Source organism: Rhodococcus sp. Leaf225 (assembly GCF_001426145.1).
Lineage (GTDB): Bacteria > Actinomycetota > Actinomycetes > Mycobacteriales > Mycobacteriaceae > Rhodococcoides.
In genome coordinates this window covers 558,695-573,364 of the sequence record NZ_LMRN01000007.1, presented here as the reverse complement: position 1 = coordinate 573,364, position 14,670 = coordinate 558,695, and the positions used below count along the sequence as shown (strand labels likewise).

Below are 14,670 nucleotides of genomic sequence, written 5' to 3'. Positions count from 1 at the left end.
CCCCGGCGCCGTATCGGCGCCGGGGTTCTTAGTCGTTCGGGTCGGCCGATCAGCCGGCGTCGGGGTCCAACGTCTCCTTGATCTTGCCCATGACGCCCTTCTCCGTGCCGAGAGCCGCGTTCGACGGTTCGCCGAGTCCGCCGTCGTAGGTGGCGTAGAGCTTCGGGTCCGGCGGCGGTCCACTCTGCTTGTTGCCCAGCGGCTGCGGATCGGCGAGGAACCTGTTCTCGTGGCGGCCGTCGGGTGCGGTGCCGTGCGCCCACCGGCCCTTGTCGGACTCGGTGCCGTCCGACAGATGCCACAGCGTGCTCGCGTGCTCGTCGTACTCCTCGTCGAACAGGTCGTTCGGCGCCACCACACCCTCCAGACCGTCCGCCTGCAGCTCCTCGATGGCCGCGAGCCACATGTTCTGGTGATACGTGTCGCGGGCCAGGTTGAACTCGAGCATGTTCTTGACACCGGGATCGTCGGTCATGTGCCACAGGCGTGCGGTCTGCACGCGGCCCTGCGCCTCCGCCGCGACGTTGGCGCGGAAGTCCGCCAGCAGGTTGCCGCTGGCGACGATGAAGCGCCCGTTCCACGGGACACCGTTGCTGTCGGCGAGGGTGGGTCCGCCGCCGGACACGATGGCCTGCTGCGGATCCATCCCGCCCAGCACCGCGGCGACGACGGGATCGGCGGCAGCGTTCTTGGTGGACTCGGTGGCCGGTGCGCCCTCGAGGAGCCGCGCGACCATGGTCGCGATCATCTCCACGTGACCGATCTCCTCGGTCGCGATGTCCATGATGAGGTCCTTGTACTTGCCTTTCATGCGACAGTTCCATCCCTGGAACAGGTACTGCATCGTGACGGTCATCTCGCCGTACGCGCCGCCGATCAACTCTTGCAGCTTTCGGGCGTAGACGGGATCCGGCTTCTCCGGATTCACGTCGAACTGGAGGTGGTCGGTGTGACGGAACATGAAGGCTCCTGACAGTGCTCGGGGGTCGTGCTCTTGTCGCGCCCCGGCTACCCGGAGGCGGACCCGACAAACGACCCGGATCGCCGGATCGTGCGCGTGGGTAACGGCCCCGCGAACGGGTAACCGGCTGCGATGAGCACCGACCTGAACGACCCTGCGGCCCCGGGCGACTCCCCCGGTCTGCGTCGCGCCGTCACCGGCAAACTCCTGTTCGTCTTCATCCTGGGTGACGTTCTCGGAGCGGGCATCTACGCACTCGTGGGCGAGATCGCCGGCGAGGTCGGCGGTGCCGTGTGGGTGCCGCTGCTGGTAGCCCTCGCCATGGCCATGCTCACCGCGGCCTCGTACGCCGAGCTGGTGACCAAGTACCCGCGTGCGGGTGGCGCCGCCGTGTTCGCCGAGCGAGCCTTCGGACGGCCGGTGGTGTCGTTCCTCGTCGGGTTCTCGATGCTGGCGGCGGGTGTGACGAGCGCGGCAGGGCTGTCCGTCGCCTTCGCCGGTGACTATCTGGGCGCCTTCCTCGACGTCCCGACGGTTCCTGCCGCGCTGGTGTTCCTCGCCGTCGTCGCTCTGCTGAACGCGCGTGGCATCAAGGAGTCGATGCGGGCGAACCTGGTCATGACCGTCGTCGAGGTCAGCGGACTCGTCCTCGTCGTCGTCCTCGCCTGCATCGTGCTCGGTCGCGGCGACGGCGATCTCGGCCGCACCCTCGAGTTCACCGACGCCGTGAACCCTGCCGTGGCGGTCCTCGCGGCGGCACTGCTCGCTTTCTATTCGTTCGTCGGGTTCGAGACCTCGGCCAACATGGCGGAGGAGGTCCGGGACGTGCACCGCGTCTACCCTCGCGCGCTCTTCCTCTCCCTGGCGGCGGCCGGTGCGGTCTACGTCGCGGTCGGACTCGCAGTGAGTGCGGTCGTGCCCGCGAGCGACCTCGCGGACACCTCGGCGCCCCTGCTCGCCGTCGTCTCGGCCGCCGACGTCGGTGTCCCCGACAGGCTGTTCGGACTCGTCGCGTTGATCGCCGTTGCCAACGGCGCCCTGCTGACCATGATCATGGCCAGTCGCCTCACGTACGGCATGGCCGGACAACGACTGCTGCCCGCCGTCGCGGGCCGGGTGTTGCCACGGCGGCAGACACCGTGGGTGGCCATCGTCGCGACCACGGTGGTGGCCATGATTCTCGCGGCCACCGGCACGGTCGCAGCACTCGCCGAAACCGTCGTCCTGTTGCTCCTGATCGTGTTCGTCAGCACCAATCTCGCCGTGCTGGTGCTACGCAAGGACCGTGTGGACCATCCGCACTTCCGCACCCCGGTGATCCTTCCGGTGCTCGCTCTGATCAGCTGCGGCGTGCTCGCGACGCAGCAGACCGCACAGACATGGCTGCGTGCCGGCGTGCTGCTCCTGGTCGGCGGCGTGCTCTACGCGGCGATGCGGTGGACACGGAGTTTGAGAAGTCCCGAAATCGTCAACACGTGACCTGTCTCCTGTAGAACGGGGACGTTCGATGTGTGTCCGACGCCGGAATTCCGGCGTCCGGTCGTGACGACTGAAAGGTAGACGATGGCTATCAACGACGACGACATCACCACTTCCGGAGCAGCAGGCGGCGAAGGCCCCGCCGACGGCGGCTCCAACCCGAACGGTCACGACGGCGGCGCCGACGGCACCGCGTCCAGCACGGAGGGCCCCGCGGACGGCGGCTCGAATCCGGGTGGACACGACGGCGGCGCGGACGGCTCCGCGGCCAGCGGCGAGGGCCCGGCCGACGGCGGCTCGAACCCCGACGGCCACGACGGCGGTGCGGACGGTACGGCTTGAGCCGACCGACCGATGACGAGCGCGGACCGGGAGACCGGTCCGCGCTGCGTCGTCTTCTGAGCATCGAGCCCCGCGCCTTCGCCGAGGACCACTGGGGTCGCGCGCCGCTCCTGACGCGCGCGGTCGATCTACCCGCTCCGTTCACCGATCTGCTGTCGACGGACGCCGTCGACGAGCTGGTGTCCGAACGCGGCGTGCGCACTCCGTTCGCCCGGATGGCCCGGAACGGCGCACTGACCGACCGCAGTCAGTTCACCGATTCGGGTGGCTTCGGGGCCGAGGTGACCGATCAGCTCGACTCCGCCGGAATTCTGGCGGCCTTCGCGGACGGCCACACCCTCGTCCTGCAGGGACTCCATCGACTGTGGCCTCCCCTCATCCACTTCACCGGCGACCTGGTCGCCGATCTCGGCCACCCGGTGCAGGTCAACTCGTACATCACCCCCGCATCGTCGCGGGGATTCGATCCCCACTACGACGTGCACGACGTCTTCGTCCTCCAGATCGCCGGCGAGAAGCGGTGGATCCTGCACCCCCCGGTGCACGAGCATCCGCTGTCGAACCAGCCGTGGTCGGATCGCCGGGACGCCGTCGCCGCCATGGCGCGCACGGACCCGACCCTCGACGTCGTTCTGCGCGAGGGTGATTCGCTGTACGTTCCGCGTGGCTGGATCCATTCCGCCGAGGCCCTGGGTGACACCTCGATCCATCTGACCGTCGGAATGTCGGCCTTCACCCGGTACGACCTGCTGCATCACGTGCTGGGCACCCTCGCGGACGACGCGAGCTTCCGGGCCCCGCTGCCCGTGGGGCTCGATCTGACCGATCCGGACGCCGTCGCACCGCACGTGCGCGCGCTGATCGCAGACCTGACCGCGGCCCTCGCCGAGACCGACGGCCGCGACAGTCGAGCGCGGGCGGCGGCAGAGCGAGTCGGCCGTCGCTTCGTCGAGGTCACGCGGCCGGCCCCGGTGCGTCCTCTCGAGACCGTCCGCACGATGGCCGGCCTGACCGCGGCCACCGTGGTGACGTGGCGATCCGGGCTCGCCGCGCGGGTGACGCAGTCGCCCGAGGCGGTCGCCGTCACGACGCGGACCAAGACGATCACGCTGCCGGCGATCGCGGCGGACGCCGTTCGGCAGCTGCACAGCGGAAAAGACTGCGCTGTCGGCGATCTCACGGGTCTCGACGATCAGGACGCGGTCGTCGTGGTGCGTCGCCTGCTCCGCGAGGGTCTCGTCGTCGCGCGACCGTGACGACGCCGGTGACCACCACCGCGGCGTGGCGCCCGTGCAGCGATAGGGCGCGCGATCGCGGTGACACGTTGCAGGGCAGCGGTTCTCGCGGCGATCGGTGGTTCCTCGTCGAGCTCGCGGGCAGTTGGGGCCCGTCGGCGTTCCTCGATTCCCCGTCGGTCCTCGATCCCGTGCTCGGCAGAGCCCTCGTGCGCCGCATCGAGGGTGCCGGACTCCGCCCGCTGGCCGTGCGTGAGCCCGGCCGTCGCCGCGGCCGAGGTCGGTGGCGGTGGGCTCTGGTCGACGCACGGCCCGGCCACGAGAGCGTGCGCCGGGGCGAGGTGACCGACGCCGCCGATCTGCTCGACGTCCCGCTCGACGGATCGTCGGGTACCGCGTCGACGGAGACCATCGTGGCCGTGTGCACCCACGGCAGGCACGACCGCTGTTGCGCCGTCCGTGGTCGCACGATCCTCGCCCCGGCCGTGGCGGCGTACCCCGGCGAGGTGTGGGAGTGCTCGCACCTCGGTGGCGATCGGTTCGCCGGCACGATGATCCTCCTGCCGCACGGTCTCTACTACGGCAACGTCGACGACGCGGACGTCGTCCGCATCCTCCGGCGCCACCACGACGGGCTCGTCACCCCGGAGTTCCTGCGTGGCCGCAGCGCGTTCTCGGGCGCCGTCCAGGTGGCCCAGCACGCGGCGCGCGCCGCTCTGCAGGACTTCGCCATCGACACCCTGCACCCACTCTCGGAGGCCCCGGGCCCGGACGGTCGGCGACACGTCCTCCTCGACCACCACGGGGACACCGTCGAGGTGGTTCTCCAGGAGACTCTGTCGGCGCCGATCCTCACCACGTGCCACGCCCGCGTCGCCGGACCGGTGCGCACCCACGACGTGGTGTCCGTCCGCCGGTCTCGGCCCCGCTGAGCGACCATTACTCTGGACGGGAGGCCGGTCGTACATCCGGAAGGGACACGTGTGGAACTCGTAGTACTGCTCGATGAGGACGGCCGTGCCATCGGCACCCACGACAAGGCCACTGTGCATCACGACGCCACACCGCTGCACCTGGCGTTCTCGAGCTACGTGATCAACCGCGAGCGCGAGGTCCTGGTGACACAGCGGGCGCACGACAAGCGCACCTGGCCCGGAATCTGGACCAACACGTGCTGCGGACACCCCGCGCCGGGTGAGCGTCTCGACTCCGCGGTTCTGCGGCGCCTCGATCACGAACTGGGTATCGGTGCGGACAGCGCGGCTCCGGTGCTCCCGTCGTTCCGGTACCGCGCCGTGATGGACAACGGCGTGGTCGAGTACGAGATCTGCCCGGTGTTCCTCGTCCTGCACGACGACAGGACCGTCGATCCGAGACCGGACGAGGTGGCCGACTACCGCTGGGAACCGTGGGACGAGTTCGTCGCGACCGTGCTCGCGGGCGAGAGCGATCTGTCGCCGTGGTGTCAGGACCAGGTCCGTCAGCTGCACGCCCTGGGGTCCGATCCCCTGGCCTGGCCCACCGGCGGCACCGAGTCCCTCCCACCCGCCGCGCGCGTCGCGTGACGCACGGGTCGGGACCGAGCGTCGGCGAGAGAGGTGCACCACCTCGCGGCAACGTGTTGATGACGGCGGTGGATCGGATCTCGCATGCTCTCGGTCGATCGTCGATCTTCGCGGACGTCGATTTCGACGACGAGACACATCCCTGGTTCCTGTCCGAGGAGGAGCGCGCCAACCCGGACACCCGCATCCGCGCGTGGACGGCGGGCAACCGCTGCGTCGCTCTCGTGCACGGCGACACCTACTTCCGGGTGTTGAACGACCACCTCGCCGACGCGGAACCCGACGATCTGGTGATGTTCACCGATTGGCGCGGCGACCCGGAGCAGGTGCTCACCGACCGCGGTCCCACGGTCGAGGACGCATTGACCGGCGCCGCGACGCGCGGTGTCGTCGTCCGAGGCCTGCTGTGGCGCTCGCACGCGGAGGGCCTCGGATACACCGGCGGCAAGAACAGTGCCCTCGCGACCGCCCTCGAGGACGCGGGCGGTGAGTGCGTTCTCGATCAGCGCGTTCTGACCTTCGGCTCCCATCATCAGAAGCTCGTGGTGCTGCGTTCCTCCTCGCGTCGCGACGGCAACGTCGCGTTCGTGGGCGGTATCGATCTGGCCCGGTCCCGACGGGACGATGCGCACCATCACGGCGATGCCCTGAGCCGACCGTTCCCGCCGGAGTACGGGGAGACCCCCGCCTGGCACGACCTGCAGCTCGAGATGCGCGGTCCGGCCGTGCGCGACGTCGAGGACACCTTCCGGGAGCGCTGGGAGGATCCGGCGGCGCTGTCGCGGCTGCCGTGGCACGTGGTGAGCGACGTCGTCCGCCGGCACCGGCGCGAGCCGTCCGAGCTGCCCGCTGCCCTCCCCGACCCCGAGGCGACGGGAACGTGCTCGGTGCAATTGCTCCGCACCTACCCGCGTCGCCGACCGTCGTACCCGTTCGCGCAGGACGGTGAGCGCAGCGCCGCCCGTGCGTACGCCAAGGCCCTCGGTCGCGCCGAGCGCTTGATCTACATCGAGGACCAGTACCTGTGGTCCTTGGACGTCGCGCGGGTCTTCGCGCGTGCGCTGCGGCGCTCGCCCCGGCTCCGCATGATCATCGTGGTACCCCGTCACCTCGACGACGACAGCGCGATCACCATCCCACCGTCGCTCCTCGGCCACGCCGCCGCGTTGGATCTGCTGCGTGACGCGGGCGCCGACCGGGTGCTCGTCCTCGACGTGGAGAACGACGACAGCGTGCCGGTGTACGTGCACTCCAAGGTCTGCATCGTCGACGACGTGTGGGCGGCCATCGGTAGCGACAACTTCAATCGCCGTTCCTGGACCCACGATTCGGAGCTCACGGCGGCCGTGGTCGACGAGGAGCGGGATGCGCGCGAGCCCGTCGATCCCGGTGGCCTGGGTGACGGTGCGCGGGTGTTCGCCCGAGACCTCCGCCTCGAACTGCTCGCCGAACACCTGTCCCGTGGGAGCGGCGCGGACGCCGACGTCGCCGACCTCCTCGACCCGGACGACTGCTTCGACGCGGTCGCCGATCAGGTCAGCGAGCTCGACGCGTGGCACGACGGGGGCCGCGACGGTGATCGCCCGCGAGGACGGTTGCGCATGCATGCCATCGAGGTGCCGCCGCTGTGGAAACAGCGGGTGTTCTCGCTCCTCTACCGGCTGGTGGTCGACCCCGACGGCCGACCACTGCGCCTGCGGTTGACGCGCCGCTTCTGACGGTGCGGCCGCGCGGGCGCTCGGTCATGCCCGAACTGCATCCGCGACAACGTGACTCCTTCCATGCCGTCGTGTCCGGACGAGACGTGCCGGCACTGCTGGTCCTGAGCCCGCTCATCGCGTTGCAACGCGACCAGGTGGATGTCCTGCGTCATCGACTAGTTGGTGTCGGCCGGGGCGCCCTGGCGACCACGATCCTTCGAGGAGCGCGACATCGCCGAGCGACGGCCCCGAAACGGACCTTCGACGACCTGCGGGAGCCGAGAACCGGGACCGACCACGACGGACGCGCGCGACTCGGACCGCAGGTTCGTTTAGCGCGTCGACCTGGCGGTTCCGAGCGCGGATCGACTGGGAAGACCGTAGATTCGCGCATGACAGACATCCCCGGGGGAGGGTGTGCCGTCGCTCCTTCCTGCCCGTCGAGTGTGAGGTTGCTAGACCACATGACAGACCTGAAGCCCTTCTTCAAGAACGTTCAGTCGCACTACGACCTGTCCGACGACTTCTTCGCGCTCTTCCTCGACCCCACGTGGACGTACAGCTGTGCGTACTTCGAGCGCGAGGACATGACGCTCGAGGAGGCACAGCTCGCGAAGATCGATCTGGCCCTGGACAAGTTGGGCCTCGAGTCGGGCATGCGCCTGCTCGACGTCGGCTGCGGATGGGGAACCGCGATGATCCGCGCCCGCGAGCGGTTCGATGTGGACGTGGTCGGCCTGACGCTCAGCGAGCACCAGTTCGGACGCGTCCAGTCCCGTCTGGACGACCTCACGGGCGACCGCAAGGCCGAGGTGCGCCTGCAGGGCTGGGAGGAGTTCGACGAGCCGGTCGACCGGATCGTCAGCGTCGGCGCCTTCGAACACTTCCGCCGCGCGCGCCACGTCCCGTTCTTCGAGAAGGCGCACTCGTTGCTCCCCTCCGACGGAGTCATGTTGCTGCACACCATCGTCGGCTACGGTCTGGACGATCTGGCGGAGAAGGGTGTCGCCGTCGACAAGCGCGACGCCGTCTTCATGCGCTTCATCCTCCGGGAGATCTTCCCCGGCGGGGAGCTCGAGCGCCCGGGCACCATCCAGGAACGCGCGACGTCCGTCGGGTTCTCGGTCGACCGGGTGCACTCGTTGCAGCAGCACTACGCCCGCACGCTGGAGATCTGGACGGAGAACCTCGAGGCCCGCAAGGACGAGGCCATCGCGATCGCCGGCGACGAGGTCTACGAGCGCTACATCAAGTACCTCGGCGGATGCGCGAAGCAGTTCCGCCGCGGAACCATCGACATCATGCAGTTCACGCTGTCCAAGTAGAACCACTCCGTGTGGAACCATGTCGGCGGGGAAGCCGCCGGCATGGTCTCCCACGGCAGCTACACGTTCGACGTCGGGGTTTTCGCGCCGCCGGACGAGGGTAGGCCACCTGAACACGAGACCCGACGTTCAGGACCCGAGAGAAGGAGGCAGTCGTGCCCACGACGGACGACGACGGCAGGCCCATCGAGTCGGAGCTGCCCTCCACCCTGCAGAAATCGGACGAGAAGGCGCAGCGCACCTTCGCGAAGACACTCGACTCCGCGGAGGAGGAGTACGACGACGAGCAGCGGGCGCACCGAGTCGCCTACTCCTCCCTGAAGCACAGCTACGAGAAGGTGGGCGACCACTGGGAGCCGAAGGACGAGAAGGGCCCCTCCGACGAGCGCGCCGAGAGCGGCGGCCCGAACCCGAAGGGCCGCAGCGCCGGCGGCGTCGACGCGAACGCGTCGAAGAAGCACCTCGAGGAGGTCGCTCGCGACCTCGACGTGCACGGCCGATCGACGATGACCAAGGACGAGTTGGTCGACGCCATCGACAAGGAGAACAGGAAGCAGACCGCGAAGAAGCGGTGAGGAGTCAGCGGAAGGCCTGCTGGCCGGTCAGCGCCTTACCGATGGACAGCATGTGCATCTCACTGGTTCCCTCGTAGGTGAGCACGGACTCCAGGTTGTTGGCGTGCCGCAACGGCGAGTACTCCAGAGTGATGCCGCTACCGCCCAGGATCGTGCGGCACTCGCGAGCAATGGCGATGGCCTCGCGCACGTTGTTGAGCTTGCCCAGACTCACCTGATCCGGCGTGATCTCACCGCGGTCCTTGATCCTGCCGAGGTGGACGGCGAGAAGGAACCCCTTGCCGAGCTCGAGCGTCATGTCGGCCAGCTTCTGTTGCGTCAGCTGGAAACTCGCGAGCGGCCGGTCGAACACCTCGCGGGAGTTCGCGTACGCAATGGCGGTCTCGAGACTGTCTCGCGCTGCGCCGAGAGCGCCGAACACGATGCCGAACCGCGCCTCGTTGAGGCAGGAGAGCGGAGCCCCGAGGCTGGTGGCACCGGGCAGCATCGCCGACGACGGGAGCCGGATGTCGTCGAAGACGAGTTCCGCTGTCACCGAGGCGCGCAGCGACAGCTTCTTACCGATGGCGTGCGCGGCGAATCCCGGTGCGTCCGTGGGCACGACGAACCCACGGAAGCCCTCGTCGGTCCGCGCCCACACCGTCGCCACGTCGGCCAGGGTGCCGTTGGTGATCCACATCTTGGAGCCGGAGAGGATCCAGTCGTCGCCGTCCCGTCGCGCACGGGTGCGCATCCCGGACGGGTTGGAACCGAAGTCGGCCTCGGTCAGTCCGAAACACCCGATGGCCTCCCCGGTGGCGAGACGTGGGAGCCATTCCTGCTTCTGCTCCTCCGACCCGTACCGGTGGATCGAGAACATGGACAGCGAGCCCTGCACGGAGACGAAACTCCGGAACCCGCTGTCACCCGCCTCGAGTTCCATGCACGCGAGGCCGTAGCTCACCGCGTTGGTCCCGGCGCAACCGTACCCCTCGAGGTGCATGCCCATCAGACCCATGCCGCCGAACTCGCGAGCGATCTCCCGAGGCAGCGTGCCGGCCTCGAACCAGTCCCCCACCTCGGGCTTGAGCCGCTTGTCGACGAACGTGCGGACCGTGGCCGCGATGTCCCGCTCGTCCTCGTCGAGCAGGGAGTCGGCGGCGAAGAGATCGAGTGGTCCGACGGGTGCTGCGGTGGTGCGCGGTGCGGTGGTCGTCATCCTGTCGAACCTACCCGGATCCGGGCCTGTACTCGATGAGTCTCGCGCTGTTTCCGACGACGATGACGGACGACGCGTTGTGCAGGATCGCCGCGAGTACCGGTGACAGCGCTCCGCCGGCACTCACGGCCAGCCCGATCGCGTTGACCGCGATCGACATGGCGTAGTTCTGGCGGATGACGGCCACCGAGCGCCGCCCCAGCGCGCGCACGTCGAGCAGTCGTGCCAGATCGTCCCCGGCGAGAGCGACGTCCGCGGTCTCCACCGCCACGTCGGTCCCGGCGGCGCCCATCGCGATGCCGATGTCCGCGGCCGCGAGCGCCGGCGCGTCGTTGGTGCCGTCGCCGACGACCGCGACGATGTGGCCCTCGGCCTGCAGGGCGCGGACGACGTCGAGCTTGTCCTCGGGCATGAACTCGGCGCGCCACTCGTCGATACCGAGCTCGGCCGCGACGGCGGCGGCCGTGGCCGGGTTGTCCCCGGTGAGCATCACGATGCGGTGCACACCGTCGGCCCGCAACGCGCGCAGTACCTCGGCGGCGTTGTGGCGGATCTCGTCGCGCAGACTGACCAGCCCGACCAACACGCCGTCGACCGCGAGGAGCAGAGGCGTCTCGGCACGGTGCTGCAGACGGGACACCCAGTCGGACGCCTCCTCGGAGACGTCGACATTCTCTCTGCGCAGCAGCGACGCACTGCCCAGCAGCAGCGTCCGCCCGTCCGAGACGGTCCGCATGCCCAACCCGACGAGCACCTCGCACTCCTCGTGCGGTGGAATCTCGATGCGACGTTCCTCGGTACTGCGAATCACGGCTTCCGCCAACGGATGCCGAGAGTGGATCTCGGAGCTGGCCGCATAGGCGAGCACCTGCTCCGGCTCCCACGCGTCGTGGAACGCGATCACGTTGGTCACCACCGGGCGCCCGACCGTCAGCGTTCCCGTCTTGTCGAAGACGACGGCGTCGACACGGCCTGCCTGTTCGAGGTGGGACCCGCCCTTGATGAGGATTCCGCGCCGGGCACCGTTGCCGATGGCAGCGCTGATGGCGGTGGGGGTGGACAGACCGACCGCGCACGGGCACGCGACGAGCAGCATGGTCATGGCCCGGCGGACGTCACGGGTGACGAGCAGCGTGGCGGCCGAGAGCAGGAACGACGCGGGCACGAAGCGACGGGAGAAGTTGTCGCCCACCGTCTGGATGGGCGCGCGATCCTCCTGCGCCTCTTCGACCCGGGCGATGATGCGGCCGATCGCCGTGTCGCGACCCACGGCCGACGCGCGGACGACGACGCGGCCGCGCAACACGACGGATCCGGCCGACAGCCGGGTCCCCACGGTCACAGTGACCGGCAGCGTCTCGCCGGTGATGGCGGACTGGTCGACGACGGCGTCTCCCTCGATCACGGTGCCGTCGACCGGGACTCCGACGTGGTCGTGCACCACGACCTCGTCGCCGACCTCGAGCGAGTCGATGTCCACGGAGACCTCGGCACCGTCACCGGTCCGGATCCACGCGGTGTCGTGGGTGCCGCTGAGCAGATCCGAGATGGCACGCCTGGTGCGGCGCAGCGTCAACTCCTGGAGGTACTCGCCGATGTTCAGCAGCCACAGCACGGTGAGGGCGACGACGTTCTCACGCAGGACGAGGCTCGCGACCGTCGCCGCGGACACCAGGGCGTCCGTTCCGGCCGCGCGGCCTCCCGTGAGGGACCGCACGGCGCCCTTCAGGAAGGGATAGCCGGTGAAGACGGTGACCCCGGTGGCGACGAGCCGACTGGTGGGGCCCAGCACGGGAGGTCGGCGCAGCGCGTACCGGCGCAGGCCCAGCAGGACCAGGGCCGCTCCGCCCACCGTCATGCGCAGCAGCTCGCCGGTACCGACGTCTGCCGACCGTGGTGTGCGCACCGCGGCCTGGCCCGGCGTGAGCGCGGTCGCCGCGGGTACGGCCGTCAGCGCGGCCAGCACCGACGCGGCGTCGGTACGGGAGCGGGAGTACCAGACGACGACGGACGCCGTCCGAGGGAAGGCGTGCACGGCGCGGACACCGGGAACGGCGTCGAGAAAGTCCTCGACCGCGACCGCGCGGACGTCACTGCCGGCGATCCAGTCGAGTCGGACGCGCATCCTGCCGGCGCCGTGGGACAGGACCTCGGGTGCTGCGGGTGTCGGCGTCTCGGCGGGATCGGTGTCCGTGCGAGCGGCGACCGCGGTGCTCACGTCGGCGCTCAGTGGTCGTGGCCGTGACCGACGTCGGACGCCGCCGGGGGCCGCACCTCCTCACCCATGCGATCCTTCGCCTCGGCGACCACGTCGGAGACCGCGAGACGGGCGGACTCGGCCTTGACCTCCGCCTTGCGCACCCCCCGCAGGCTCACCTCGGTGACCCGGACGGCAGCCTCGCGCAGCGGTGCACGCTCGACGACCTTCTTCACACCGTTGTAGGCCGCGACGCCCACGACCCCGGTCACGACGGTGGACGCCGCCTTGGCGATGACGGGAAACATCATGGTGGGACTCCCTCTGCACCGCGCTGCGAGCAGCTGCGGATCGGTGACGGTGGATCGCCTGCGAGGACGACGTGCAGCGATCATAGCGTTACCGACAACCGTTGTCGGATCGGACGGGCGACGTCGGCCGGTTTGCCCCCATCGTCACGAACCCCTACTGTCTCGACGACAACGATTATCAGTATCGACAGAAGGCGGAGGAACACCACCGTGCTCGAGGTCGAGGACCTGACCGTCCGGGTCGGCGTCACCACGCTCGTGACCGGCATCACGTTCGATGTCGTTGCGGGACAACGTGTCGCACTGGTCGGCGCGTCCGGCTCCGGGAAATCCGTGATCGCGTCCGCCGTCGTCGGCGTCACTCCTCCCGACCTGGTCGTCGCCGGTCACGTGCGCATCGGTGGTCACGACGTGGCGGGCACGCCCGTCCCCCGCCGCCCCCGTGACGCCCGGGCGGCGATGGTCTTCCAGGACGCGTCGTCCGCACTCGCCCCCTTCCGCACCGTCGGACGGCAGCTCGATCTCGCACTGCGCCATCGCGGCGAGGCGAGTCGGCGACGTGCCGATCGAGAGGAACTGTTGCGGGGCATGGCTTTCACCGATCCCGAGCGCATCGCGGCAGCGCGTCCGGCCCAGCTCTCCGGCGGGCAGCGTCAGCGTGTCTGCATTGCGATGGCTCTGGCCTCGAATGCCCCGGTGATCGTGGCCGACGAGCCCACCACGGCACTCGACGTGGTCAGCCAGAGCACCGTCGTCGCGACTCTCGGCGCCGCGACCGGCGGCGATCGAGGACCCGCCCTGCTGTTCGTCACGCACGATCTGGCCGTCGCCGCCGCTCTCTGCGACCGCGTCGTGGTCGCCGACCGGGGAACGATCATCGAGACAGGCACCGTCACAGACATTCTCGCAGCACCGCGCCATCCCGTCACGGCGAGGCTCGTCTCGCGCGCACGGTCCGCCGACGCGGCGCTGCACTCCGCCCCGGTCGCATCGTGACGTCGGGATCTCCCGGTCTGCACGGCCGCGCACTGACGCGCCGGTACGACGGACACACGCTCGCGGTCGACGACGTCACCGTCTCCGTCGCGCCCTCGGAGCGAATCGCACTCGTCGGCGCCTCCGGCTCGGGCAAGTCGACCCTGCTCCGGATGCTGCTGGCGATGGAGACACCCGACTCCGGCGAGGTGACACTCGACGGCGCCGCGATCCGGCCGGGAACGGCCCGCTCGACCCGCTGGTTCCGCCGCGAGGTGCAGTACGTTCCGCAGGATCCCGGTTCCTCACTGGACCCGCGTCGCACCGTGCTCGACTCGGTCGCCGCACCGCTGCGGTGGCTGCGGTGCGAGGGCGATCACCGCGCTCGCGCCCTCGCGGCTCTGGACTCGGTGGAGGTGGCCGCGTCGATGGTCGGCGCCCGCACCGGTGAGCTCTCGGGCGGCCAGAGACAACGGGTGGCCATCGCTCGCGCCCTCGCGTGCCGACCCCGCTACCTCGTCGCCGACGAACCGGTCAGTGGACTCGACCTGCCCCTGCGAGATCTCGTCCTGGACGTCCTCGAGACCGTGTGCGACCGCGACGGCACCGCGTCGCTGCTGGTGACGCACGATCTCGCCGTCGCCGCCCGCACGAGTGACCGTCTTCTGGTCATGGCCGACGGCGTGATCGTCGAGAGTGGCTGCACCACCACGGTTCTCGGGTCCCCGCAGCACACCCACACCCGCGCCCTGGTCGATGCGGTACCGCGTCTTCCCGTCCGCGCGCGCCTGTAGTTCGTTCCGTCCG

The 14,670-nt window shown here is 69.7% G+C and carries 14 protein-coding genes; 10 read left to right on the top strand and 4 right to left on the bottom strand.

Annotated features, from left to right (window positions below; genetic code table 11):
* Window positions 1-49 precede the first annotated feature (49 nt).
* Entirely contained in the window at window positions 50-961 is a 912-nt protein-coding gene (locus ASG69_RS02860; RefSeq protein ID WP_056447315.1) for a manganese catalase family protein, read from the bottom strand.
* Between the two features lie 132 nt (window positions 962-1,093).
* Here ASG69_RS02860 and ASG69_RS02855 point away from each other — a divergent pair, with 132 nt between their 5' ends.
* The 8 genes from ASG69_RS02855 to ASG69_RS02820 all read left to right on the top strand — a co-directional run bounded on the left by ASG69_RS02855 (window position 1,094) and on the right by ASG69_RS02820 (window position 9,182).
* Window positions 1,094-2,440 carry an APC family permease gene (locus tag ASG69_RS02855; RefSeq protein ID WP_056447311.1) on the top strand — a complete coding sequence of 449 codons (1,347 nt, stop codon included), beginning with the start codon at window positions 1,094-1,096 and terminating at the stop codon, window positions 2,438-2,440.
* Between the two features lie 84 nt (window positions 2,441-2,524).
* The gene (locus tag ASG69_RS02850; protein ID WP_027503975.1) at window positions 2,525-2,782 is read left to right on the top strand and encodes a hypothetical protein; all 258 of its coding nucleotides are present in this window, start codon (window positions 2,525-2,527) and stop codon (window positions 2,780-2,782) included.
* Window positions 2,779-4,038, top strand: coding sequence for a cupin domain-containing protein (locus tag ASG69_RS02845; RefSeq protein WP_056447308.1), 1,260 nt, complete (start codon window positions 2,779-2,781; stop codon window positions 4,036-4,038). The genes ASG69_RS02850 and ASG69_RS02845 overlap by 4 nt, the downstream gene beginning before the upstream one ends.
* An 8-nt stretch (window positions 4,039-4,046) precedes the next feature.
* The gene (locus ASG69_RS02840) at window positions 4,047-4,949 is read left to right on the top strand and encodes a sucrase ferredoxin (RefSeq protein ID WP_056447601.1); all 903 of its coding nucleotides are present in this window, start codon (window positions 4,047-4,049) and stop codon (window positions 4,947-4,949) included.
* A gap of 51 nt (window positions 4,950-5,000) precedes the next feature.
* Window positions 5,001-5,582: an isopentenyl-diphosphate Delta-isomerase gene (gene idi, locus ASG69_RS02835; protein WP_056447305.1), complete on the top strand. Its 582-nt coding sequence runs from the start codon at window positions 5,001-5,003 to the stop codon at window positions 5,580-5,582.
* Window positions 5,583-5,641: 59 nt separating this feature from the next.
* The gene (locus ASG69_RS02830) at window positions 5,642-7,300 is read left to right on the top strand and encodes a phospholipase D family protein (protein WP_056447600.1); all 1,659 of its coding nucleotides are present in this window, start codon (window positions 5,642-5,644) and stop codon (window positions 7,298-7,300) included.
* A 446-nt stretch (window positions 7,301-7,746) separates the two neighbouring features.
* Window positions 7,747-8,607 (top strand): cyclopropane mycolic acid synthase family methyltransferase, encoded by an 861-nt coding sequence (locus ASG69_RS02825; protein WP_056447301.1) that lies wholly within the window; start codon window positions 7,747-7,749, stop codon window positions 8,605-8,607.
* Window positions 8,608-8,762: 155 nt separating this feature from the next.
* On the top strand, window positions 8,763-9,182 hold the full coding sequence (locus ASG69_RS02820; protein ID WP_056447298.1) for a ChaB family protein: 420 nt from the start codon (window positions 8,763-8,765) through the stop codon (window positions 9,180-9,182).
* Between the two features lie 4 nt (window positions 9,183-9,186).
* Here the strand turns inward: ASG69_RS02820 and ASG69_RS02815 are convergent, their stop codons facing one another.
* The 3 genes from ASG69_RS02815 to ASG69_RS02805 all read right to left on the bottom strand — a co-directional run bounded on the left by ASG69_RS02815 (window position 9,187) and on the right by ASG69_RS02805 (window position 12,888).
* Window positions 9,187-10,380, bottom strand: a complete 1,194-nt coding sequence (locus ASG69_RS02815; RefSeq protein WP_056447295.1) for an acyl-CoA dehydrogenase family protein — start codon at window positions 10,378-10,380, stop codon at window positions 9,187-9,189.
* Between the two features lie 10 nt (window positions 10,381-10,390).
* Window positions 10,391-12,505, bottom strand: coding sequence for a heavy metal translocating P-type ATPase (locus ASG69_RS02810; protein ID WP_056447597.1), 2,115 nt, complete (start codon window positions 12,503-12,505; stop codon window positions 10,391-10,393).
* Window positions 12,506-12,606: 101 nt separating this feature from the next.
* The gene (locus tag ASG69_RS02805) at window positions 12,607-12,888 is read right to left on the bottom strand and encodes a DUF1490 family protein (protein WP_056447595.1); all 282 of its coding nucleotides are present in this window, start codon (window positions 12,886-12,888) and stop codon (window positions 12,607-12,609) included.
* A 210-nt stretch (window positions 12,889-13,098) separates the two neighbouring features.
* On the opposite strand from ASG69_RS02805, the gene ASG69_RS02800 reads away from it, so the two are divergent.
* Both ASG69_RS02800 and ASG69_RS02795 read left to right on the top strand, forming a co-directional pair.
* Window positions 13,099-13,884: an ATP-binding cassette domain-containing protein gene (locus ASG69_RS02800; protein WP_056447292.1), complete on the top strand. Its 786-nt coding sequence runs from the start codon at window positions 13,099-13,101 to the stop codon at window positions 13,882-13,884.
* Entirely contained in the window at window positions 13,881-14,657 is a 777-nt protein-coding gene (locus ASG69_RS02795) for an ABC transporter ATP-binding protein (protein WP_235578822.1), read from the top strand. The genes ASG69_RS02800 and ASG69_RS02795 overlap by 4 nt, the downstream gene beginning before the upstream one ends.
* Window positions 14,658-14,670 lie beyond the last annotated feature (13 nt).

What these genes read in the sequence shown, in the direction of transcription:
- ASG69_RS02825 (WP_056447301.1), top strand. Translation starts at nt 7,747, where the DNA reads ATGACAGACCTGAAGCCCTTCTTCAAGAACGTTCAGTCGCACTACGAC.
- ASG69_RS02815 (WP_056447295.1), bottom strand. Translation starts at nt 10,380, where the DNA reads ATGACGACCACCGCACCGCGCACCACCGCAGCACCCGTCGGACCACTC.
- ASG69_RS02855 (WP_056447311.1), top strand. Translation starts at nt 1,094, where the DNA reads ATGAGCACCGACCTGAACGACCCTGCGGCCCCGGGCGACTCCCCCGGT.
- ASG69_RS02810 (WP_056447597.1), bottom strand. Translation starts at nt 12,505, where the DNA reads ATGCGCGTCCGACTCGACTGGATCGCCGGCAGTGACGTCCGCGCGGTC.
- ASG69_RS02830 (WP_056447600.1), top strand. Translation starts at nt 5,642, where the DNA reads ATGACGGCGGTGGATCGGATCTCGCATGCTCTCGGTCGATCGTCGATC.
- ASG69_RS02850 (WP_027503975.1), top strand. Translation starts at nt 2,525, where the DNA reads ATGGCTATCAACGACGACGACATCACCACTTCCGGAGCAGCAGGCGGC.
- ASG69_RS02805 (WP_056447595.1), bottom strand. Translation starts at nt 12,888, where the DNA reads ATGATGTTTCCCGTCATCGCCAAGGCGGCGTCCACCGTCGTGACCGGG.
- ASG69_RS02860 (WP_056447315.1), bottom strand. Translation starts at nt 961, where the DNA reads ATGTTCCGTCACACCGACCACCTCCAGTTCGACGTGAATCCGGAGAAG.